This window comes from Fervidobacterium pennivorans DSM 9078 (assembly GCF_000235405.2).
In the GTDB taxonomy this organism is placed as follows: domain Bacteria; phylum Thermotogota; class Thermotogae; order Thermotogales; family Fervidobacteriaceae; genus Fervidobacterium; species Fervidobacterium pennivorans.
Map to the genome: position 1 here is coordinate 206840 of NC_017095.1, position 20958 is coordinate 227797.

Annotated in this window: 20 protein-coding genes; 6 read left to right on the plus strand and 14 right to left on the minus strand. The window is 39.4% G+C overall.

The features are described 5' to 3' along the window. Positions 1-101 precede the first annotated feature (101 nt). Genes FERPE_RS00955 through nth form a run of 3 tightly spaced genes read left to right on the plus strand, consistent with a single transcriptional unit; the run spans position 102 to position 3000 of the window. Positions 102-1400, plus strand: coding sequence for an MFS transporter (locus tag FERPE_RS00955; protein WP_014450815.1), 1299 nt, complete (start codon positions 102-104; stop codon positions 1398-1400). A 36-nt stretch (positions 1401-1436) separates the two neighbouring features. Continuing rightward, on the plus strand, positions 1437-2375 hold the full coding sequence (ribF, locus tag FERPE_RS00960; RefSeq protein ID WP_014450816.1) for a riboflavin biosynthesis protein RibF: 939 nt from the start codon (positions 1437-1439) through the stop codon (positions 2373-2375). Then, positions 2338-3000, plus strand: coding sequence for an endonuclease III (gene nth / locus FERPE_RS00965; protein ID WP_014450817.1), 663 nt, complete (start codon positions 2338-2340; stop codon positions 2998-3000). Before ribF ends, nth begins: the two co-directional genes overlap by 38 nt. 1 nt (position 3001) lies before the next feature. Here nth and fliD read toward each other — a convergent pair whose 3' ends face one another. The 13 genes from fliD to FERPE_RS01030 are packed head-to-tail and all read right to left on the minus strand — an operon-like array spanning position 3002 to position 16424. Continuing rightward, complete coding sequence (gene fliD, locus FERPE_RS00970) at positions 3002-4792, minus strand: flagellar filament capping protein FliD (protein ID WP_014450818.1); 1791 nt, start codon at positions 4790-4792, stop codon at positions 3002-3004. Positions 4793-4796: 4 nt separating this feature from the next. Then, positions 4797-5192: a flagellar protein FlaG gene (locus tag FERPE_RS10180; RefSeq protein ID WP_014450819.1), complete on the minus strand. Its 396-nt coding sequence runs from the start codon at positions 5190-5192 to the stop codon at positions 4797-4799. A 37-nt stretch (positions 5193-5229) separates the two neighbouring features. Further along, positions 5230-5607, minus strand: a complete 378-nt coding sequence (gene rbfA, locus FERPE_RS00980; RefSeq protein WP_014450820.1) for a 30S ribosome-binding factor RbfA — start codon at positions 5605-5607, stop codon at positions 5230-5232. Further along, positions 5585-6454: an HDOD domain-containing protein gene (locus tag FERPE_RS00985; protein WP_014450821.1), complete on the minus strand. Its 870-nt coding sequence runs from the start codon at positions 6452-6454 to the stop codon at positions 5585-5587. The genes rbfA and FERPE_RS00985 overlap by 23 nt, the downstream gene beginning before the upstream one ends. 41 nt (positions 6455-6495) lie before the next feature. After that, positions 6496-7908 (minus strand): sensor histidine kinase, encoded by a 1413-nt coding sequence (locus tag FERPE_RS00990; protein ID WP_014450822.1) that lies wholly within the window; start codon positions 7906-7908, stop codon positions 6496-6498. A 48-nt stretch (positions 7909-7956) separates the two neighbouring features. After that, positions 7957-9585, minus strand: a complete 1629-nt coding sequence (gene argS, locus FERPE_RS00995; RefSeq protein WP_014450823.1) for an arginine--tRNA ligase — start codon at positions 9583-9585, stop codon at positions 7957-7959. Positions 9586-9622: 37 nt separating this feature from the next. After that, the gene (gene yihA, locus FERPE_RS01000) at positions 9623-10216 is read right to left on the minus strand and encodes a ribosome biogenesis GTP-binding protein YihA/YsxC (protein WP_041263007.1); all 594 of its coding nucleotides are present in this window, start codon (positions 10214-10216) and stop codon (positions 9623-9625) included. Continuing rightward, positions 10167-12635 carry an endopeptidase La gene (gene lon, locus FERPE_RS01005; RefSeq protein WP_014450825.1) on the minus strand — a complete coding sequence of 823 codons (2469 nt, stop codon included), beginning with the start codon at positions 12633-12635 and terminating at the stop codon, positions 10167-10169. Before lon ends, yihA begins: the two co-directional genes overlap by 50 nt. Next, the gene (gene tsaE / locus FERPE_RS01010) at positions 12628-13110 is read right to left on the minus strand and encodes a tRNA (adenosine(37)-N6)-threonylcarbamoyltransferase complex ATPase subunit type 1 TsaE (protein ID WP_014450826.1); all 483 of its coding nucleotides are present in this window, start codon (positions 13108-13110) and stop codon (positions 12628-12630) included. The genes lon and tsaE overlap by 8 nt, the downstream gene beginning before the upstream one ends. Continuing rightward, positions 13068-14513, minus strand: coding sequence for a glycerol kinase GlpK (glpK, locus tag FERPE_RS01015; protein WP_014450827.1), 1446 nt, complete (start codon positions 14511-14513; stop codon positions 13068-13070). Before glpK ends, tsaE begins: the two co-directional genes overlap by 43 nt. Positions 14514-14561: 48 nt before the next feature. Then, positions 14562-14720, minus strand: coding sequence for a DUF2905 domain-containing protein (locus FERPE_RS01020; protein WP_231882404.1), 159 nt, complete (start codon positions 14718-14720; stop codon positions 14562-14564). Beyond that, complete coding sequence (locus tag FERPE_RS01025; RefSeq protein ID WP_014450829.1) at positions 14695-15591, minus strand: PSP1 domain-containing protein; 897 nt, start codon at positions 15589-15591, stop codon at positions 14695-14697. The genes FERPE_RS01020 and FERPE_RS01025 overlap by 26 nt, the downstream gene beginning before the upstream one ends. After that, entirely contained in the window at positions 15588-16424 is an 837-nt protein-coding gene (locus FERPE_RS01030) for a hypothetical protein (RefSeq protein ID WP_014450830.1), read from the minus strand. The genes FERPE_RS01025 and FERPE_RS01030 overlap by 4 nt, the downstream gene beginning before the upstream one ends. A 218-nt stretch (positions 16425-16642) precedes the next feature. On the opposite strand from FERPE_RS01030, the gene FERPE_RS01035 reads away from it, so the two are divergent. The 3 genes from FERPE_RS01035 to FERPE_RS01045 are packed head-to-tail and all read left to right on the plus strand — an operon-like array spanning position 16643 to position 20531. Next, positions 16643-17725 (plus strand): polyprenyl synthetase family protein, encoded by a 1083-nt coding sequence (locus tag FERPE_RS01035; protein ID WP_014450831.1) that lies wholly within the window; start codon positions 16643-16645, stop codon positions 17723-17725. Positions 17726-17747: 22 nt separating this feature from the next. Continuing rightward, positions 17748-19910, plus strand: coding sequence for a glycogen debranching protein GlgX (gene glgX, locus FERPE_RS01040; RefSeq protein WP_014450832.1), 2163 nt, complete (start codon positions 17748-17750; stop codon positions 19908-19910). A 33-nt stretch (positions 19911-19943) separates the two neighbouring features. Then, the gene (locus FERPE_RS01045) at positions 19944-20531 is read left to right on the plus strand and encodes a hypothetical protein (RefSeq protein ID WP_014450833.1); all 588 of its coding nucleotides are present in this window, start codon (positions 19944-19946) and stop codon (positions 20529-20531) included. 16 nt (positions 20532-20547) lie between these two features. Here FERPE_RS01045 and FERPE_RS01050 read toward each other — a convergent pair whose 3' ends face one another. Next, positions 20548-20931 carry a Rid family detoxifying hydrolase gene (locus FERPE_RS01050; RefSeq protein WP_014450834.1) on the minus strand — a complete coding sequence of 128 codons (384 nt, stop codon included), beginning with the start codon at positions 20929-20931 and terminating at the stop codon, positions 20548-20550. Between the last annotated feature and the right edge of the window lie 27 nt (positions 20932-20958).

The window sequence follows — 20958 nt, forward strand, 5'->3', positions numbered from 1 at the left end:
TATGTTTTAAAATGGATAGTTCAAAAAACGAACAAAGCGTGGTAGGATTTTATGAGGGAACGTAGTTCGGTGTTTTCACAAAAGGAGGAGTAGTTAGTTGCATGTCGACAAGCAATCCGAGTAGTTCAAAGAAGGACTATACAAGAACGATGAAATTATCTGTTATAGAAGGCGCACTCTACACCCTTGCGTTTAATGCAACTCAGGGATTTGTTTACTCCACGCTTGCGCTGTACTTCAATTTTGACCCGGTTCTTGTATCGGTTCTTGCTGTCTTGCCTGCTTCTTCTCAGTTAGTCCAATTTTTCTCCCCGGTAATCTACAAGATTATTCCTTCGAGAAAAAAAGCGATATTTTGGATTGCATTTATCGCGAGAGCAAGCTTTGTGATTATCCCATTTTCACTGGTAACTGGCGTAAAGAACAAGATTATCGTAGCGGTACCCTTCATTATCTTTAGTATTCTGAACAGCCTAGTTGGTAGTCTTTGGACGTCTGCGATGAAGGACATTGTTCCCGAGGATAGAAGGAATAAATATTTCGGAATGAGAAACACGATAGCTACATTTGCGGGTCTTGTTGCATGGGTTTCTTACTCGATGATTCTGCAATATCTTGAGCGTGCAACTGCTCTTTTGATTATTTACCTTATCTGTTCTTCGGTCTTTATCTATACTGCATATCTACTTTATTTACACGATATTCCTGAAACCAAAGTCGTAGAATATGGTTTAACGATGCCACTCCGCACTCTAAAGAATAGAAAGTTCAGAAATTTCGTGGTATTTGTCTTCATTTGGAACTTCGCAATACAGTTTGCTGGTCCGTTCTTCAGTTACTTTGAAGTATCACAACTTAAGGTTCCGTATTCATTCCTTGGAATACTGAACGTTATAAACTCTGTACTTGCGATGTTTTTCTACATGTTTTATGGAAAAGTTGCTGAGCGTGTAGGAGAAAAGAATATGATTAGATACGGAATTACTTTGGCGTTAGTTATCCCATTTCTTTATTCAATAATGACACCAAGTAATTACAGATATCTACTTATTATCAACGCAGTTATCGCGGCGATGGCATGGAGTGCTATAAACCTTGCTTATTTTACTTTGCTTCTGAAGATTGTTGAAGAACCAAGCGAAATATACATTTCCATGCACGCATTTGTTGCTGGAATTTCTTCATTGATTGCATCCTACTTGGGTGGGGTTACTTTGAATGGAATAAAAGATTGGCGGTTCTTTGGGCTTACGGGATATAATGTAATGTTCATGATTGCCTTTGCTTTAAGGATAGGTGCTTTGATTTTGTTTATAAAACTGGATTTTGGTACAGAAGGACATAGGCCTTTGAAATTTGTGGAGATTGGTCAAATACTGTGGAGAAGATCAAGGTATTAATGTAAGAAAAAAGCAGTTGCAAGAGGTGGATTAAATATGACCTACATAGAAAGTTCAAAAAGTTTTGAGTACGTTGATGGTATCTTCATTACAATCGGTGTCTTTGACGGTGTGCATAAAGGTCACAAAAAGATTCTTTCAAAGCTTTCACAACTTTCCGAGGAGAACAACGGTCAAGCAAAAATTTACACTATCTTGTACCCCATGGATTACTATTTGGGAGAATTTGAGGGGTTGATTACATCCGTTGAAGATAGATTGGATTTGCTTTCGGTCTATGGAGATGTAAAGATACTCGAGCTACCACAAATCAAAGATCTAACGGCTGATGAATTTTTCGAGTGGATTTCCAAAGGGGTAAAAGGTATTGTTGTTGGTCACGATTTCAAATTTGGCAAGGGTGGAACCGGTGATGTGCACCTACTTGAAAAGCTTTGTGAACGAAAAGGTATAAGGCTGGAGGTAATCCCACCTGTTGTTGTAGATGGGATTAGAGTAAGCAGTAGCCATATCAGAAAGATGATAAAAAATGGACAAGTGAAAGATGTAAAGAGATTTTTAGGTAGGAACTACTCTATACACGGTGTAGTTTACAAAGATAAGCAGATTGGAAGAAAATTAGGTTTCCCAACTGCAAACGTGAAAAGACCTGATCTTTACTTGGTTGAACCAGCTACTGGTGTGTATTTTGTTAAGGTTTACACACCGAAACAATACTATGGTCTGATGAATGTGGGGTTTCGACCGACGATAGAACATTCAAGAAAAATAAAATACGAAGTTTATATACTCGACTTCTCAGACAATTTGTATGGAAAAGAGATACGAGTAGAGTTCCTTGAATATCTAAGACCTGAGATTAAATTCGATACGATAACACAGTTGATAGAGCAAATGAAGAACGATGAGGAATACGCAAGGAGGTTAATTAAGGAGTATGAAAAATTCGAGCCAAAAGATTCGGAACAAATCTGAGTTAAATTGCAGTAACATTAACAAACTTGCTGAAATGATAATAAAGAAGTTCCCACGGGAACACGATGAAAAAGACCCTTTCAAAGTACTTATCACCACAATTCTCAGTCAAAGAAGTCGCGATGAGAATACAGAAGTATCTGCAAAGAATCTTTTCAGTGTGTATGAAAATGTCGAGCAGTTAGCTCAGGCAAAGCCAGAGGAATTGTACGACCTGATTAGACCATCCGGGCTTTACAAGGAGAAAGCGGAAAGGATAATTGCAGTCTCGAAGATAATCTTGGAAAAGTACGGCGGGAGGGTTCCAGATAATCTGGAAGAACTTCTTTCACTACCTGGCGTAGGTCGAAAAACAGCAAATATTGTTTTGCATGTGAGCTTTGGCCAGCAAGCACTTGCAGTGGATACACACGTTCACAGGATATCGAATAGATTAGGTTGGGTGAATACAAAAACACCGGAACAAACGGAAGAAGAATTGAAAAAAATACTGGACCCCAACCTTTGGGGTCCAGTCAATGGTTCTATGGTTGAATTCGGAAAGCAGATTTGCCGTCCAATTTCACCTAAATGTGAGGAGTGCTTCCTAACAGCATGTTGCAAGTATTTTAAAGAGAAGAGATAAACTATTTCCTTTGCACAAACGCTTGAGCCATGAATGCACCTTGAGCTTGCAATTTTGCCAAGGCACTTTCGAGAGCCGAATACTTTGCCCAGAGTTGTTGTTCTTTCTTTTGGAGATACTCCATCATTGTTACCATGCGTTTCGAAAGAATGCGCTTTTCTCTCTCAAGTCTTCCATTTACACCAGCAACAGTGTCGATTTCCCCGTTGAACTTTGTCAAATCCCAGCTGTATTCTTTGAGTTGTATAGCCAAACCCTTGTAGGATTCAGTGTTTCCAAAAAATTCCCACACTGCATTAGGACCGTTGTCATCTATGAATTTTCTTAGTCGGTTTTCGTCTAATGTAATCTTACCTCTCATAGTGTTTTGGAAACCTCTACCTGTATCGCCAGAAGAAATACCTAAATCTCCTAGAGTTTTTCCATTCACGTTCGTTGTCAGGAAACTTCGAAATTTATCAAAAATACGTCTTAAGAAAGCATCATTTTTCAACAAGCCTTGGAGCTTCTCATCCTCGCTCATTTGGTCTTCTGACTTACCTCTAACTTTATCTTCAGTTAGTTTTGTGTAAAGAAAATCAGTAATCTCATTCCATTTGTTAACAAAATCTTTTACACGTTCAACGATTTTATCCCTATCTGTTCCAACTGTAACGATGGCACTACCTAAAGCTGAAAGATTTAAAGTCAGACCGTTATAAGTCAAGGTATTAGATTTAGATGACAGCTCTTCAGTAACACCGTTGAATGTTACCCTAACTTGAGCCAATTGCCCAAGTACAAAAGTGGAGTTAACATCATCAAGTTTTAAAGAAGTCAGTACAGTGTTATCACCCTCAACCGATATGATGTTATCTCCTGTCGTTTTACTTGTAAGCACAACTTGACCTGATTTGTCATCGTACTTTGCGTACACATCACTGACAGTGTTGTTGATCTTTTGAATCATACTTTGTAACGTGTCAGAAGTTTTAAGAGCAATTTCTTTTTCGTTTATTTTTATTGTAGTATCCGAACTGATACCGAGACTCGATAGTGTTTTGAATGTTGAGTAAACACCGATATCTCCTGAGCTTTCAAGTGTAAAGGTCGTGCCTGATTGTTTTAAACTCGCATCATTTAGCCTGAAGACAAACGTGAAATTACCTGAGACATTTGAGATTTGGAATGCTTTGCTTGATTCAATTTTCAGTTTCCCATCTTGGAACGTTATATTGGCAGATACTCCTAAATCTGTAAACGCTTGCTGTAGTTTTGATATAATATCGTTTATTGTGTCACTATGGGATATAGTGATTTGCTGTTCTTGCGAGCCAATTTTAATTTTCACTGTTGAATTATCTACGGGAGTGTAGCGTGTATCTATACTCGCATACGTATCAGTTGCCTGAATTTCTCTTCCAAGTTTGCCACTTTTGAAGATACTGTTCGTTGCAAGGGTTAGTACATCGATGTTGTAAGTACCATCAAGTGCTGATGGCGCAGCACTTGCTGTAAGCACGTTGGTAGCTGAAGAACTTGCCGTCTTTGGGATTAGAGTTGCCTGAAGTGAAAAATTGGTTATGTAATCATAGAACTCTCTTATCTTTTCCGAGACTTTTTTATAAGCTTTCTGAAGGTTTGTGTATTGCGTATACTTATCGTTGAGTCTCTGGAGGGGTAGAGACTCGATTTCCAAAAGCTTTTCTATGATACTCTGTGTATCAAGACCACTTACAGCACCACCAATCTGCATTCTTGATGATTGTTGGTACCGGTAATTGATGTTGTTAGCTATACTTGAGAGGTCCATAGCATCACACCCTTTCGTCCATTAATACCCCCAGCAATTCTTGAATGTTCTTTGCAAGTTTAATTGCTAGCTCTGGAGGTATCTGCCTGATAACCTCCCCTGTTTCCGGGTCCTTAATCTTAATAACTACCATGTTTGTATCTTTATCAATACGAAACTCTGCCTCACCTCTAAATATTTTCTTTAGCTTCTCGAAGTTTTCCTTAAATATTTCCAGTTCTTCATCTTTTCGCTCTCCTAAAATGTTTTGCAACTCACCGCTTGCCTTGGTGTTTTCTCTTACAACGTTTTCAACCATACCATTTTGCTCGTTTGGTGCTACGTGACTTTTGTTCAATAAGTCTGGTTCAACGATACCGCTCCTGATTCCAACACCTTTCACTCCATTCACTCCGTCCATGGCTACCCCTCCATGAAAAATCGGATTAGACCTTCCCTTATTTATTATCGTCACTCTTTTCTTTTTCTTTAATTGAATCCAATAACTGAGCTATTCTTACGGTGGCTTCTATACCTTTATCTTCCTTGAACCTAAGCTCAGGTGCAACGTACATTCTTATATTCTTTGCAACGTAAGTTCTAAAATATCCCTTTTTTGATTCCAAATACTCAACAACCTCTTTTCGTTTGTTTTCGTCACCAAGAACGCTAACAAAGATATCGGCGTATCTTTTGTCCTTTGAAACTTCCACCCTTGAAAATGTGATGAGTGACCTTACCGTATCTATGTAAGGGTCCTTCATCTCCATTAATGCTTCAGCTAAAACTTTTCTTAATTCGGATTCGAGCATTTTAAGTTTGTACTCCTTCTTCATCTTTAACACCTCCATAAATCATATCTTTTGATTTTTCAAACACTCTTTCGAGCTCGTGGAACATTATTTTCAAGTCACTGGGCTTAATCCCAAGAACACTGAAAACCAAAGGATCTAGATAGGGTGGACCGTAAGATAAAGAATAACCGGGTAGAAAGATATTTGAAAAAACATTTGCTAAATGGACGATACAAGTCATTTCTACATATGGTAAATCAGGGTTAAGCGACGGTTTTTCGTGGTACAGGGCAACAGAAATGTATTCATCAGGGAATTTCCACAGTTTTAAAAGTTCGCCACCTAATTCCATATGGTCTTCAACTTGACATTTGTATTCGATTAAAAACATAGGTGTTTGTTTTTCCTCGCTAAATTTTGCAAGTTCATACATGTACGTTGGGAAAAGCAAGTCTATTGCTATTTTTCCAACATCGTGCATTATTCCTGCAAGAAAAACTTCTTCTCGGTTCATAAATCCGATATTTTTTGCAATATGTTCTGCGAAAATTGCGGTTGTCATAAAGTGCGACCATAGTTTGTCATGGTCAATAAATGTATGTTTTGAATGTAACGCAGAATACGTAAAAACACTGAGCGCAAGATTACGCACAGTTTTGAAACCAACTATGACTATAGCTTCGCTCAGTTTTGTAATTTTTCTTGGCAGACCATAGTATGCTGAATTGACAAGTCGGAGTATCTTCGATGAAAGTCCAACATCCATTGAAATGACCTTTTCCAGGTCTTTTGCACTCGCATTCGGATTTGATGCGGTTGAAATAATTTCTTGAACGACAATGTCGGGAGTTGGTATTTCAGAGATTGTTCCGAGCAGTTCTTTTATCATTCGCACTCGCTCCATTTGATTATTTTTGAGCAAGTAAATTGTCACTCTTTAGACATTTTTGTTTTTGGGAGAATGACTTCAAATATGCTTCCTTGACCAACTTCTGACTTGACTTGGATTTCTCCACCGTGCATTTCCACAACTTCTTTTACTATTGCCAAGCCAAGTCCTGTTCCTGGTATCGCGTAAGTTAGTTCGTTATCTACGCGGTAGAATTTGTCAAATATCTTGTCAATTTTATCCCCTGGTATACCTATACCGTTGTCTTCAACGGATATTCTTATTTTCTCTCCTTCGTCGCTCACAGAGACTCTGACGTATCTGCTGTCCTTCTGTGGGTCAGAAAATTTTATTGCGTTGTTTAAAAGATTTACAATCACCTGCTCAATCCTTCGCCGGTCACACTCAATTGTTATTGGTAAGCATTCACTCTCAATCTTCACTTTCTTTTCTTCGGCAAATACCTGAACAGTGCTTACTGCACGTTCAATGATGTCGCAAATATTGGCAGGTTCTACTACTATGCGCATGGTTCCAGATTCCAGCTGAGAGAAATCGAGCAAATCGTTTAAGAGCTGTTCCAATCTTAAAGATTGTTCGTGAACGATATTGAGAAATTCTTGTATTTCTTCGTAATTCATCGGCATGCTCAATATCGTTTCAACGTATGCCTTTATCGCAGCAAGTGGCGTTCTTAATTCGTGAGAGATGTTTGCAATGAAGTTCGTTTTTATTTTATCTACTTCTTTTAACTTTTGAATCTCTTTCTCGGTGGTGATATTTCTAACATTTACAAGTATCCTGTCTTCACCAAAAAGTTTGATACCTTTGAGCGATACGCTGAAGAAAGAGTTCGCTTCCTCGAACTCAAAAAACTCTGTGCCATTTTCTATACTCTTCAAAATCTCATCGAATAATCTATGGTGCTCGTTGAGTATTTGCTCTGCTTTTACGTTTTTAAACTCAACATCACGGTCTTTAAAGACGATAATACCATCGTTTGAAACGTTTATTATGGTTTCGTAATACTCGCGAGAATCGTCAACAATCTTAAATAGCCTCAGGTTTTCAAGCGTGATGCCCGAGAGATAGGCAATCAGTTGTAAATAGTCTATGACCTCAGCAGTGGGTTCGTTAGTTGTTAGGATAACTATGAGCGATAATACCTTACTCCCTTTGAAAATAGGGATGAGTCCAACGTAAATATCCTCAAAAGGAAGAAACGCTGGATGGAGCCTTTCTTCTACCCACTGGAGGTAATCAACATAGTATTCTTTGGCGATAGTTACGTCCCCAGGTTCTGAGTATATGAGCTCTTTATCTCTCAAGACGTTTAAAACCTGAAAATCGAGGATACGCTTTAAAATGCCAACCAAAGCGCTGTACAGTTTGTTCTCATCGTCTACTTTTGATATTTCAAGCATGTATTTTGAAAGAAGTTGTTGAATTTCCATCGATTGCCACCTTCTCAATGGATTTGCGTTTCCCAGCTTTAATCCTTTTTACATCTTTTCAGGGGCACTCACACCAAGCAATTTCAAACCTTCTGAAATGATAATCTTAACACCAAGAGCAAGATTGAGACGTGCATTAGAAAGTCCCGGGTTTTCTGGGTCTACTATCTTGTAGTCAGCATAGTATTTATGGAACGCTGCAGCGAGATTTTCGAGATAGTCAGTTAGGTAATGTGGAGAGAGCTTGTCCCTTACGCGTTCCAAGACATCGTCAAATGTAGAAATAAGCTTTATGATTTTCAACTCAGCTTCGTTTTCAAGAAGTTCGATATTGTTAAGTAGCTCAAATTTTAATCCTTTTGCCTGTGCGTTTTCGAAAAGGCTTGAAATTCTTGCGTGAGCGTATTGAACGTAATAAACTGGGTTATCCGTTGTTTGGGCTTTAGCTAATTCAAGATCAAAGTTCAGATGTGTGTTCACATCAACCATTGCAAAGAAATATCTTGTAGCATCCTTTCCAACTTCGTCTATCAGTTCGTCCAATGTAACGAATTCGCCGGCACGCGTACTCATCTTCACTATTTCGTTTCCGCGTTTGAGTGTTACGAACTGGTGCAAAACGAAGATAAGGAAATCTTCTGGGATATCGAGCGCCTTAATCGCTGCGTACATCCTTGGCAAATGTCCGTGGTGGTCACTTCCGAAGATATCGATTGCAATATCATAGCCTCGTTTGAATTTGTTATAGTGGTATGCAATATCTGTCAAATAGTATGTGTAACTTCCGTCGCTTTTGATAAGGACCTTATCATTATCGTTTTCGAACTGAGATACTTTAAACCAAATAGCGCCCTCGTGTTCGTATACCAAGTCTTTGCTTTTCAGTATGTCAAGCACTTTCTGAACGGTTCCATCATCTATCAAACTTTTTTCACTTACGACGCTGTCGAACTTTGCGTCGAGTTTCTCTAGTGTGGTATCAAACATCTTTTTTATCTCACGAAGTGCGTATCCTTTAAAGATTTCTTCTACCTCTTCGTTCCAAATGCGGAAGAACTTGTCGTTGTGGTCTTTTAATACAAGTTTCGCGATATCTATTACGTATTCTCCACGGTATCCATCTTCGGGTATGGGTTCGTCGTAGCCAAGAAGTTGGTTATACCTTGCCCAGACAGATTTGGCAAGCAGTTTTATTTGTCTGCCGGCATCGTTTAAATACATTTCCTTTGTTACGTCGTAGCCAATGTATTTCAGAACGTTACCAAGCACATCTCCGATGATGACCTGACGACCGTGTCCAACCGTTAACGGACCTGTTGGGTTTGCACTACCGTATTCAAGAAGGATTTTACCCTTGTTTTTGAACTTCCATATGCCTGAAGGGTTTCTAAGGAAATTTTCGAGGAAATTTCTATAAAAAGTTTTAGAAACCTTGAAGTTGATGAACCCAGGTCCTGCTATCGTTATCTCTTCAAACATGGGATGTCCAGAGAGCTTTTCTACAAAATATTTTGCCACCTCTCTTGGTGGCTTTTTGAAGTGTTTTGCACCGACTAAAGCGATATTCGTGGAAAAGTCTCCGAAATGTTCTTCTGGTACCTCGACAACGAAGTCGTATTCATATCCACTTTCCATCAAAAAACTTCTCAAAAGATTTTCTATTTCTTTGCGAATCATCTACGCTATGACCTCCTGGTTTCGTAGTTTTTATGCTTTATTCTTTTGATAATTCTTCAATTATAACATTCCATATCTTATCCAGACCTTCCTTTTTGACAGAGGAACATGGGATGATTTGCCGGATTTTGTAACCTGATAACACCTGCTCAAAATACTTGAGTTGCTTGTTTAGTTCAGAAGAACTTAGCTTGTCAATCTTGGTCAGCACAACAACAGGTGAAATTCCTAGCACTTCCAACCACTCGAGTAATTGAGCATCAGAGTCCATGAGTTCGTGTCTGGAATCTATCAGTGCAAAGAGTGCTTTCATATTCCAAGACCGTTCAGAGAAATATCTTTCGATGACTTTTCGCCACTCTTCCCTGTCTTTTTTGGAAGCGCGTGCGTATCCGTAACCCGGAAGGTCGACAAGGTAGAACTTGCTATTTATCAGATAGTAGTTAATCGTTCTTGTTTTTCCAGGATTTTTACTGACAAACGCAACCCTTTTCCCGATAATTGCGTTCAGAAGACTGGATTTTCCAACGTTCGAACGCCCCACAAATGCGAATTCCCCACGGAGAGGCTCCGGGAATTTGTCATTTGGTTTCGCTATTACTTTTGCGAGTTCTACGCTTCTTACTTCTATTGGTTTCACTGGTTTGCTTGTTTGTGCTTGTTTCACACAAAGCCACCTCCAGCACTTCGTCGATTGTTTCAACGAAGATGAAGTTCATGTTTTTCTTAACTTCCTCGGGTATCTTTTCCAGATCTACTTTGTTTTTCTTAGGTAATATGACTGTTTTAATACCTTTCCTGTAGGCTGCTAAAACCTTCTCCTTTATACCTCCAACAGGTAACACTCGTCCTCTTAGCGTAATTTCTCCAGTCATTGCTACGTCGTTTCTAACAGGTATGTCTTTTACCACTGAAACTAAAGCCGTTGTAATAGTGACACCTGCGCTTGGTCCATCTTTTGGAACAGCACCTTCGGGTACGTGGATATGTATATCGTATTTTGTGAACTTTTCTGAATAATCTTCTCCACACAGCTTTCTTGCCAAACTCAAAGCAATTCGAACGGATTCCTTCATTACATCACCGAGCTGACCGGTGATTATCAGTTGACCATTCCCGGGTATCAGAGCACTTTCTATGTAAAGTGTTGTCCCACCGTTTGGAGTCCAAGCAAGTCCTGTTGCGATGCCAACGAGTGGTTTTTCTAAAGAGTCTTCATCTCTTATCTTCTCTGGTCCCAGGTATTCAACTACTTTTTCGGGAGTTATTACAACGGTTTTGTTAGTCTTTGTGAATTCCAATGTTGCCTTTCTCACAACGCTTCTCAGTTGTCTTTCCAGTTCGCGGACACCCGGTTCCAGGGTATATTCATGGATTATCTTTTTTATCGCCGAGTCTTTGAAAATGAAGATCTTTGCCTTTTTCTCTGTAAATTCTTCGTAGATTTTTGGTATTATGTAGTTCTTGGCTATGTAGAACTTTTCAACATCGGTGTAGCTTGAAATCTCAATTACTTCCATACGGTCCCTTAGTGCGGGTGGTATTGTGTATAATACGTTTGCTGTTGTAACAAAAAGCACTTCAGACAAATCGAACGGTAATTCTATGTAATGGTCTACAAAATCTTTGTTTTGCTCAGGGTCAAGAACTTCGAGCAATGCGGAAGCAGGGTCACCCTGGAAACTTATTCCCATTTTATCTATCTCATCAAGTAATATCACAGGGTTTTTAACTCCCAATTTCCTTATGAGTTGTATGATTCTACCAGGCATCGCACCTACGTATGTTCTTCTATGACCACGTATTTCAGCTTCGTCCCTCAAACCACCGAGTGACATACGACCGAATTTTCTGTTCATTGCACGGGCAATGGACTTTGCCAGAGAGGTTTTACCAACCCCCGGAGGACCGACGAAGCAGATTATAGGTGCCTTGGTCTTGTCGGAAAGTTTTCTTGTCGCAAGGTATTCTAATATTCTCTGCTTTGGTTCCTCCAAACCGTAGTGGTCTTCATTTAGGACTTTCTCTGCATACTCTATATCAACCGTGTCTTCTGTTTTCTCATACCAAGGTAAATTGAGTATCCAGTCAAGGTAAGTCCTTATTACACTTGCTTCAGGTGCGTACGGAGACATCTTCTCTAATCTTTGCAGTTCCGCCTGTGCCTTTTCTTTAACGTGTTCTGGGTAATTCCCCTTCTCTATCTTTTCTCTTATTTCCTTTATCTCAACGTCCTCTTCTCCGCCGAGCTCGTCGCGAATAACACGCAACTTCTCCCTCAGATAGTATTCCCTCTGACTTTTTTCAATTCTTTCCTTGACCTTTTGGTCCAGTTGCTGTTCTATCTCCAGTAATTCCGTTTCCCGAGCTAATATGTCTAAGATTTTTTCAAGACGATTCGCAGGATGAACTGTTTCGAGCAGTTCTTGTTTTTCTTCAATACTTCCTGGACACAAAGACGCCGCTATATCCGCGAAAACATCGGCATTATCAACATCTTCTAACAGCATTAACGTCTCAGGTGGTATTTTCCTTGAATACTGGACATATTTATGGAGTTCTTCTTTGACCATTCGCATTAAAGCAATTAAGCGTTTTGATTTGCCATAGCGTGCCTTGAGTATTTCAAGTTCAAACTCAAAGAACTTCTCACCAACGTTCTTTATCCATTTCGCCCTTGCAATTCCCTCAACAAGGACTTTAAAAGTGTTATCTGGTAATTTACCAACTTGAATAATTCGAACAATTGTGCCTACTTTGTAAAGGTCACTTTCCTTTGGGTCTTCAATTGCCGGGTCTTTTTGGTTCACTACGAAGACCAAGTTGTTTGTGTGTTCCATCGCGTGCTCAAGAGCCATAAGGGATTTTTCCCTGCCTACATAGAAAGGAACAACGGTGTTGGGGAAAATCACCATGTTGCTCCGCATCGCTATTGCAGGCAGTATATTTGGAATAGATATTCTTTCTTCCCTACTCTTTCTTGCCTCTTTTTCTAGCTTTGCGAATCTCTTTTGGTTGTTTTGGTTGTTCTTCTTTTCGGTCTTATCCAATGTGCATGCACCTCCTTATTAGTTCGAGTCTTCCGCTATCTGCTGTGATACTTACTTTTCTGTGACCTTCATCAACATGTTCGAAGATAATAGTTATGAAATCTTCCAAGAAAAATTCCTTTACCAATTCGCCCCATTCGATTACAAATATTCCATCTTTCTCTTCTATTTCTCCTTCAAGAACGTAAAATATCTCTTCCAAGTTGTTAAGACGGTAAGCATCTATATGATAGACCGTTTTTATACAAGAATAAACATTCATCAACGTAAACGTTGGACTTGTGACGATGTGTTCACTACAGCCAAGTCCGGTGACCAAACCACGAACAAATGTGGTCTTTCCGCTTCCGATTTCGCCGGACAGAATCAGTATATCGCCGTCTGAAAGACAACTTGCGAACCTTTTTGCCACACTTTTCAATTCCTCTTCATTTAAGATTCCCAGTTCAATGCGCGGTTGACTGCTTGTTTCCACTTGTTGAATTCCTCCTCACGAGATTGTTTTGGAGTAAATATCCTATCTATCTTCCTAATTTCCTGAAGCTTTTCCTTAGTGACCAAGCCTAAAGCGATAGCGGCCAAGCTTGCTGCCCCAAGGGCTGTTGTTTCTCTGTTAACTGGTCTTTCAACCACTGTATTCACCACATCGGCAAGGATTTGCATGATAAGGTTATTTTTCGATACGCCGCCGTCTACTTTTAGGGCGTTAATCTTTATATTACTTTCTTTTTCCATCAACATGACTAATTGTCCGACGGAAAATGCGATACCCTCGAATGCAGCGTAGATGATATGTCTTTTGTCAGTTCCGGGGGTGAGCCCGATTATCAATCCCCTTGCGTATGGGTCCCAGTAAGGAGCGCCAAGTCCTGTGAGTGCTGGAACGAAGTAGATTCCTCCATTGTTGCCAACCTGGAGTGCTAGCTCAGTTAATTCCAAGCTATCTTTTGCGAAACCAAGGTTTTTGATGAGATAATTTACCAACGTGCCCGTTATGAACACACTACCTTCGAGTGCGTAGACAAGCTCATCCTTAATCTTCCATCCAACGGTGCTTAACAAGTTATGTTCTGAATAGATTTTTTCATTTCCTGTGTTCATTAAAATAAAGCTGCCAGTCCCGAGCGTGCATTTTACATCTCCTTTTTGGAACGCCGTTTGACCAAAGAGTGCCGCCTGTTGGTCACCAACTAAAGATGCCACAGGAATACCGTCGTCTGTGTAACCTATGAACTGTGCTGTATCAACAACTTCAGGTAAGAATTCCCTCTTGATGCCGAACAATTCCAAAAGTTCGTCGTCCCAATCGAGAGTGTTTATATTAAATATCATAGTTCTTGATGCGTTTGAATAATCTGTCACGTGCCTGCCTGTCAATTTCCAAGCAAGGAAACTATCTATCGTTCCGAACCTCAACGTCCCTTTGTTATAAGCTTTTTGTACTTCTGGCACATTTTGAATAAGCCATTCCATTTTAGTTGCTGAAAAGTACGGGTCTACAACTAATCCTGTTTTCTCTTTTATCACACGTCCGTACTCTTTTCTCAGATAACTTGATCTCTCCGCCGTTCTACGACACTGCCAAACTATGGCGTTGTGTAGCACTTCTTTAGTTTCAGAATCCCAGGCAACAACCGTTTCTCTTTGATTCGTTATACCGATAACATCTATTTTCTTCCCCCTTGAATTTGCAACTCGTTGGCATTCTTCGAGAACCTCAACAACGGTTTGCCAAATGTCTTCAGGGTTGTGTTCGACCCACCCTTCTTTCGGGTATATCTGACGAAATTCTCTACGTGCCTCGTGAACGACGGAAAAATCATCATCAAATAAAATTGCCCTTGTGCTTGTTGTTCCTTGGTCCAAACCAACGAACATATCCTTTTCCCTCCCTATCCTATCCCCTGACTGGTTTACGTCTTTTTGTCATTTGAAAAACCTGCTTATGATGTTCAGCACTATTGTAAGTATCACACTCAATATAATCATCGTTGTTATTGGGAAGATGAAAACGAAATTCTTTCTTTTGATAACGATATCTCCAGGAAGCCAGTTAAGGTCACTCATCTTCGATATCAGAAACATCGTCAAGCCCATCGTAATGGTTATTAGTCCGAGCATGATCAATAATTTTCCAATTTCCCGCATTTTCTCCCTCCTTGAAGTAGGAGAATGGAAGTGCGACCATCTCGCCATCGTCGGTCTGTAGTGTTACCCTTGAGAGAAATACGTTTACTGTAATCACTTTCGCAATTTTTCCATCGTAGTAAATTGTGGAACCTTCATCGGGAATGTTTTTCAATGCTTCAACATAAAAATCGTGCTCAAACGTTAAACAACAAAGCAATCTACCACACGGCCCTGTAATTTTAGAAGTGTTTATCATCATCTGTTGTTGTTTTGCATGTTTCAGAGTCACACTATCGAATTCTCTCAAAAAATAGGAACAACAGCTCTTTCGACCACAAAGTCCCAATCCTTTGATGAATTTCATCTCGTCTCTCGCACCGACTTGTCTTAATTCAATACGTGTTTTGAACTCTTTTGCTATGTCTTTTACAAGTTCTCGAAAGTCTACCCTTGTTTTTGAGCTAAAGTATATTACTAACTTACTCCGGTCAAATATATATTTGGATTGCAAAACCTTCATTGGAAGGTTGTGTTTTTTAACAAGCTCGATGGTCACTTCTCGCGCCTTTTTTGCAATTTCCTCGTTTTCTCGGATAATCTCCAAATCTTCTTCTGTTGCTTTTCTAATAATGGCTTTGAGTTCATAATTAACATCGTCTATGCTTATGTTCTTTGGACCTAGCAAGACTTTGCCATAATCTGTTCCGAATTCGCTGAGAACAATTGCGTAATCACCGTATGTAAATGTTTCTCCGTTATCTAAGTAATACACAATTTTTCCCAGTGGCATCAACTCAACACCATAAACGGTAGCTTCAAAACTCATAGATTATCACCTCTTAATCCAAGCAGTAGTGTGTAATACGTCAGTTGGTAGTTGAAGTTCGCGATCTTAGCCTTCAGAATCTCGTCGCATATGCGCAGATATTTTATCTTCAGATTTGGAGAAAGTGAACTATTTTTGTAAATCAACCAAGAAATAACCTTTGCAACAATTCTTAGAAACTTTATGTTATTCTTCTTGGATAACTGTGAAATAAATTTCACATAAGTTGCCAGGTCTTTGTTTAAGTATTGTTCAAGGATATGTTTTAAAGATATGATGACATCGAGCTCTTGAGCGATTTCATCAATTTCGTCTATAGCTTCGAGTAATTCTTCTTCGGAAAGGATTGAATATGTCTTTTTCTTGATTTGTTCAAGGAAATCGTAATTCCAATAAACCAGATACCTTTCAAATTCGTCCAACTCTGGTTCGATAGGTAATTGTACTTGTAACTTTTGTAACCTACTTCTTATCGTCGGTAAAAGTGAAAACCATCTTGAGGTAACGAGAATTAATATCGCATATGACGGTGGCTCTTCAAGAGTTTTTAAAAACGCATTTGCAGCTTCTTGAGTCATTTTATCTGCATCGTAGAGAATAACCTTTTTTATTTCTCCTTTTGGGGCAAACTCAAGAAACTCGATGACGGTTCTAACCTCGTCAATTCCAATGTTTGTGTCAGGCTCGATTATCATTAAGTCTTGTATGTCGAAGCCATCTATTAAACCTTTTAGCAACGCTTTTGCGTATGCTTTGTTTGGAACAACCAAACCATACGATTTTCCGTTTTCCAAATGTTTAGATATTTTATCTCTAATTTCCTCAAACGTCATTGTTGTCACCACCGAGACTCCTGATATGTTCTTCAAGTGTTTGTATAACATGTAGCTGTAATAATTCAATTCTTTCCGAGTACGTTCGGAACTTAGAAATTTTTACTTGCATTTTAATTATATCACAAACAACGGATTTAGACTATTGCTTTCCGTTGTGGTATAATCATTGAAATGGCTAGTATTTCGATGCTCGAATAAGGAGAGAGTAAACTACTATGGGTGAGGAAAGAGCAGTTAAAAGGTTTGATACCCAGTATTTGACAGAGAGAGTAAATGAGACAATTCAGTCTTTATTGAAAGAATTAATTGAAAACACGCCAGATACGTTGAAGGTATACTCTCAGGAGTTTGCTAAGTTTACCTTGAGGCCAGGCAAGCGAATTAGACCACTTCTATTGTTGCTGACATATTATGGATACGCCAGTTCTTCGGATAATGATAATGATAAAAGTGCCTACATGTTGGCCGGGATATTGGAGATAATGCACGCGTTCTTACTTGTGCATGATGATGTTATCGATGAGTCTTCACTTAGACGAGGTGAACCTACACTCCACAAGATTTATGAACAACTAACTGGTAGTGAAAAAATAGGGAAAGACCTTGCAATCGTCGTTGGTGATATAGCAAGTTTTTACTATTTTGGAAAGCTCTCAGATTTATTTAATTTTGATATTGAAAAGGAAACATTCCATATGCTTCTCAAACTCTTTGCCGACTGTTACGTGAGGACCGGATACGGTCAATTGCTCGACATACTTTTCACAGGAAGTGTAAGTGAGCGCGCTCTAAAAGATGATATCCCAACCAATATCAGCCTCTACAAAACCGCTTACTATACCTTCGTCTATCCCATGCTCTTTGGGTATTATTTGACGGGTAGGAATGAAATAGAAGATGCTCAGAAACTCCAACAGATGGGTGAAAAGGTAGGTATTGCGTTCCAGTATAGGGATGATATACTTGGCACGTTCGGTGGTGATACGAAAAGCGCTAACGACATCCTCGAAGGGAAAGCAACCATCCTCGTTAAGAAAACGATGGACAAGCTTACAGAAGATGAAAAAGAAAAATTCTTAGGTTTGATAAACAAGAAAGATAAGTCTGAAAGTGATATCGAAATGATAAAATTGTATATGCTCAAATCTGGTGCTTTAAATGAGACAATTAAAGATGTGACAAAACTAGTAACGGAAGCGCTTTCAATATTGGCTGTTCTCAAGATGGATACGTACTACAAAGCTGAGATAGAGAAGATTTTCAGAAAGGTTTTGGATATCCCAAAAGTTGCGTTTTAAATGCTAACCGGTGGTGGTAAGTATGGCGGATTATCCACTTCAGTATAAAAATCCTGGACCTGATGTTGTTTTGAAGACCAAACGCGGTTATCCAAGACTTGGTGCAACTCCGGATGAAACAGGTGTGAATTTTGCAATATTCTCACGCCACGCAACGAGGGTTATTTTAGAACTTTACCAAAATTACTACGATGATAAACCATCGCACGTTTTTGAACTGGACCCTGTGAAGAACAAAACCGGGGACATATGGCATATCTATGTTTATGGTGTTGGACATGGACAGTACTACGGCTGGAGGATAGATGGTCCTTATGACCCTATCAACGGGAAGAGATTTAATGTCAATAAGTTGCTGATAGACCCTTATGCAAAGGCTATTACAACGTTTTTTGATTGGAACGACGATGTGGTTTACGGTTACGACAGAAACTCACCGATGGGCGACCTTTCATTCTCAACACTGGACTCGGCAAAGAGTATGATAAGGTCTATAGTCATAGACGATTCTAAATATGATTGGGAAGACGACAGACAACTCCACATACCCTGGAACGAAACCATCATTTACGAGATGCACGTAAGACTTTTTACCATAAGTCCTACCGCGAATGTAAAATTCCCAGGTACATTTTTGGGAATAATCGAAAAATTGGACCACTTGAAAGAACTCGGGGTTACAACGATTGAACTGATGCCTATTTTTGAGTTTAATCTTAATTCCAATCCAAACATAAATCCGTTGACAGGTGAACGCTTAAAAGATGTCTGGGGTTACAACCCTTTGAATTTTTTCGCCGTTACTGGGAACTACTCGGTTGGTTTAAAACTCGGGGAACAGGTTTTCCTCTTCAAAGACTTTGTAAAGTTGATGCACAAGAACGGGTTTGAGGTTATTCTTGACGTAGTTTACAACCACACTGGTGAAGGTGGAGAAAAAGGTCCCACAATTTGTTTTAGAGGCATCGATAACGAAATATACTACATGCTTGATCCGAAGAACAAAAGGTATTACTTGAATTACTCGGGATGTGGTAACACACTAAATTGCAATCATCCTGTAGTCAAAGAGATGATAATAGACAGTCTTCGCTACTGGGCAACGGAGATGCACGTGGATGGTTTCAGATTCGACCTTGCATCCATACTTGGACGAACACCAGATGGACGGTGGATTGGTGACTTTTCGTTACTTAAAGATATCGCAGAAGACCCGATAGTTGGGAAACTTAAACTCATAGCGGAAGGTTGGGATGCGGCTGGTGGTTATTACCTTGGACAGTTCCCGGAAGGTTGGGCGGAGTGGAACGGTAAATACCGCGATTGTGTAAGACGTTTTGTACGCGGTGACAACGGAACTATTCAGGAACTCATGCTCCGTATTGCAGGAAGCCCGGATTTGTATGCAAACAGGCAACCACATGCCAGCATCAATTTTATAACCTGCCACGATGGTTTCACCATGCGCGATTTGGTTTCTTATAACCAAAAGCACAACGAAGCAAACGGCGAGGGTAACAAAGATGGTGCCGATGAGAATTTTAGTTACAATTACGGTGTTGAAGGTGATACTGACGATGAGAGTATAATTAGGATAAGGAAACAACAGATAAAGAACTTCTTTGCCATTCTCATGGTTTCACATGGTACCCCCATGATATTGATGGGCGACGAGATGTTCCGAACGCAGAAAGGTAACAACAACGCTTACTGTATAGATGACGAAACCACATGGGTGGATTGGACACTGAAGGAAAAACACAGAGATTTGTTCGAATTTGTGAAGAAGATTATACACTTTAGAAAATCACATAACGCATTGAAAAGGGAATGCTTCTATCAAAGATACGACAAGTTTGGAAACCTTGTGACAGACATAACCTGGCATGGTGTAAACCCATTTGAACCAGATACAAGCTATCATTCACATTCGATAGCATTCATGATTTCAGGATTTGACCCTGTGAAAGGTGTGAGGATAGATAACGATATCTATGTTATTCTGAACCAGTGGGTTGAACCTTTGAAATTTGTCTTGCCACCACTTTACGGACAATTCTGGTATAGAGTTGTTGATACTGCTCAAGAATATCCAAGAGACTTTCTTGACGTGCCTGAAAAGATAGATGGATACTACATTGCACAACCACGCAGCACGGTCATATTTATCTCAGATGCCCAGTAAATAGAACATGGCTTGAAACAGGGAGGTAGATTCATGGAAAGATTTAACGTTCTTTTGGAGTTAATCGGATTCACTGCGTTTTTCGCAGGTCTCATTTTGAACATCAAAGTGAAGAATACTTTGCTATCGAAAGTGATACTTTTGCTGACTCTTTTAGGTATTGGTTTTTTTGTTAAGAACCCATATTTAATTGTCTTAATGACGATAATTTTAATACCCTCACGTTATTTCTATACCCCTGTTGGAAAAGATGTGATTCATGATTTAAAGAGTTATCTATTCAACAGAACTATGCTTAGAAGCAAAACTTATTTAATGCTCGCATTGACAGGAAGTGTTTTCCTGGGGTTTGCGCTCCCTTCTGTTAAGAACTATCCGGTGACTATAAGCATTATTACACTGATTATGGTTTTGTTGTTGTGGATTGTTGATATTTCTAATATGAAAAGCTTCGAGGAAAAAATAAAGAGGGCCACCGAAAAAAGTGGTGACCCTATCGAAGCTTTAAAATATGCGTATAAACTTATGAATCCATTTTCAAATGTTGAAGTGGACGAAATCATTAAAAATAGGATAGAACTCTTCAAAAACATTCAGGGAAGGAAAACAAACAAAGAATGAAAAAATGAAAAATTTGCTATGCTTCAACAACAAACTCCATCTCCACTAACGCACCTTTTGGCAGGCTTGAAACTCCGACGGTACTCCTTGCCGGGAAGTCTTTGGTGAAGCTTTCAAAATATTTTTGGTAGACTTCGTTGATTTTTGAAAACTCTTCCAATTTCACAGTGAAGATGGTTGTTTTCACAACATTTTTCAAAGATAAACCAATTTCAGAGAGCATGGTATTCAGGTTTTTCAATATCTGTTCCGTTGCGTTTTCAACACTATCGTTCACAAGTTCACCGGTCTCAGGGTTAATCGGCAAAATTCCAGAGAAGAAGATGAGATTCCCAACTTTTACAGCAGACGAATACGGTCCTACTGCCTTTGGACCTTTTTCGAATTTCAACACTTCCATCTCGAACACCTCCATTTTTGAGTTGTG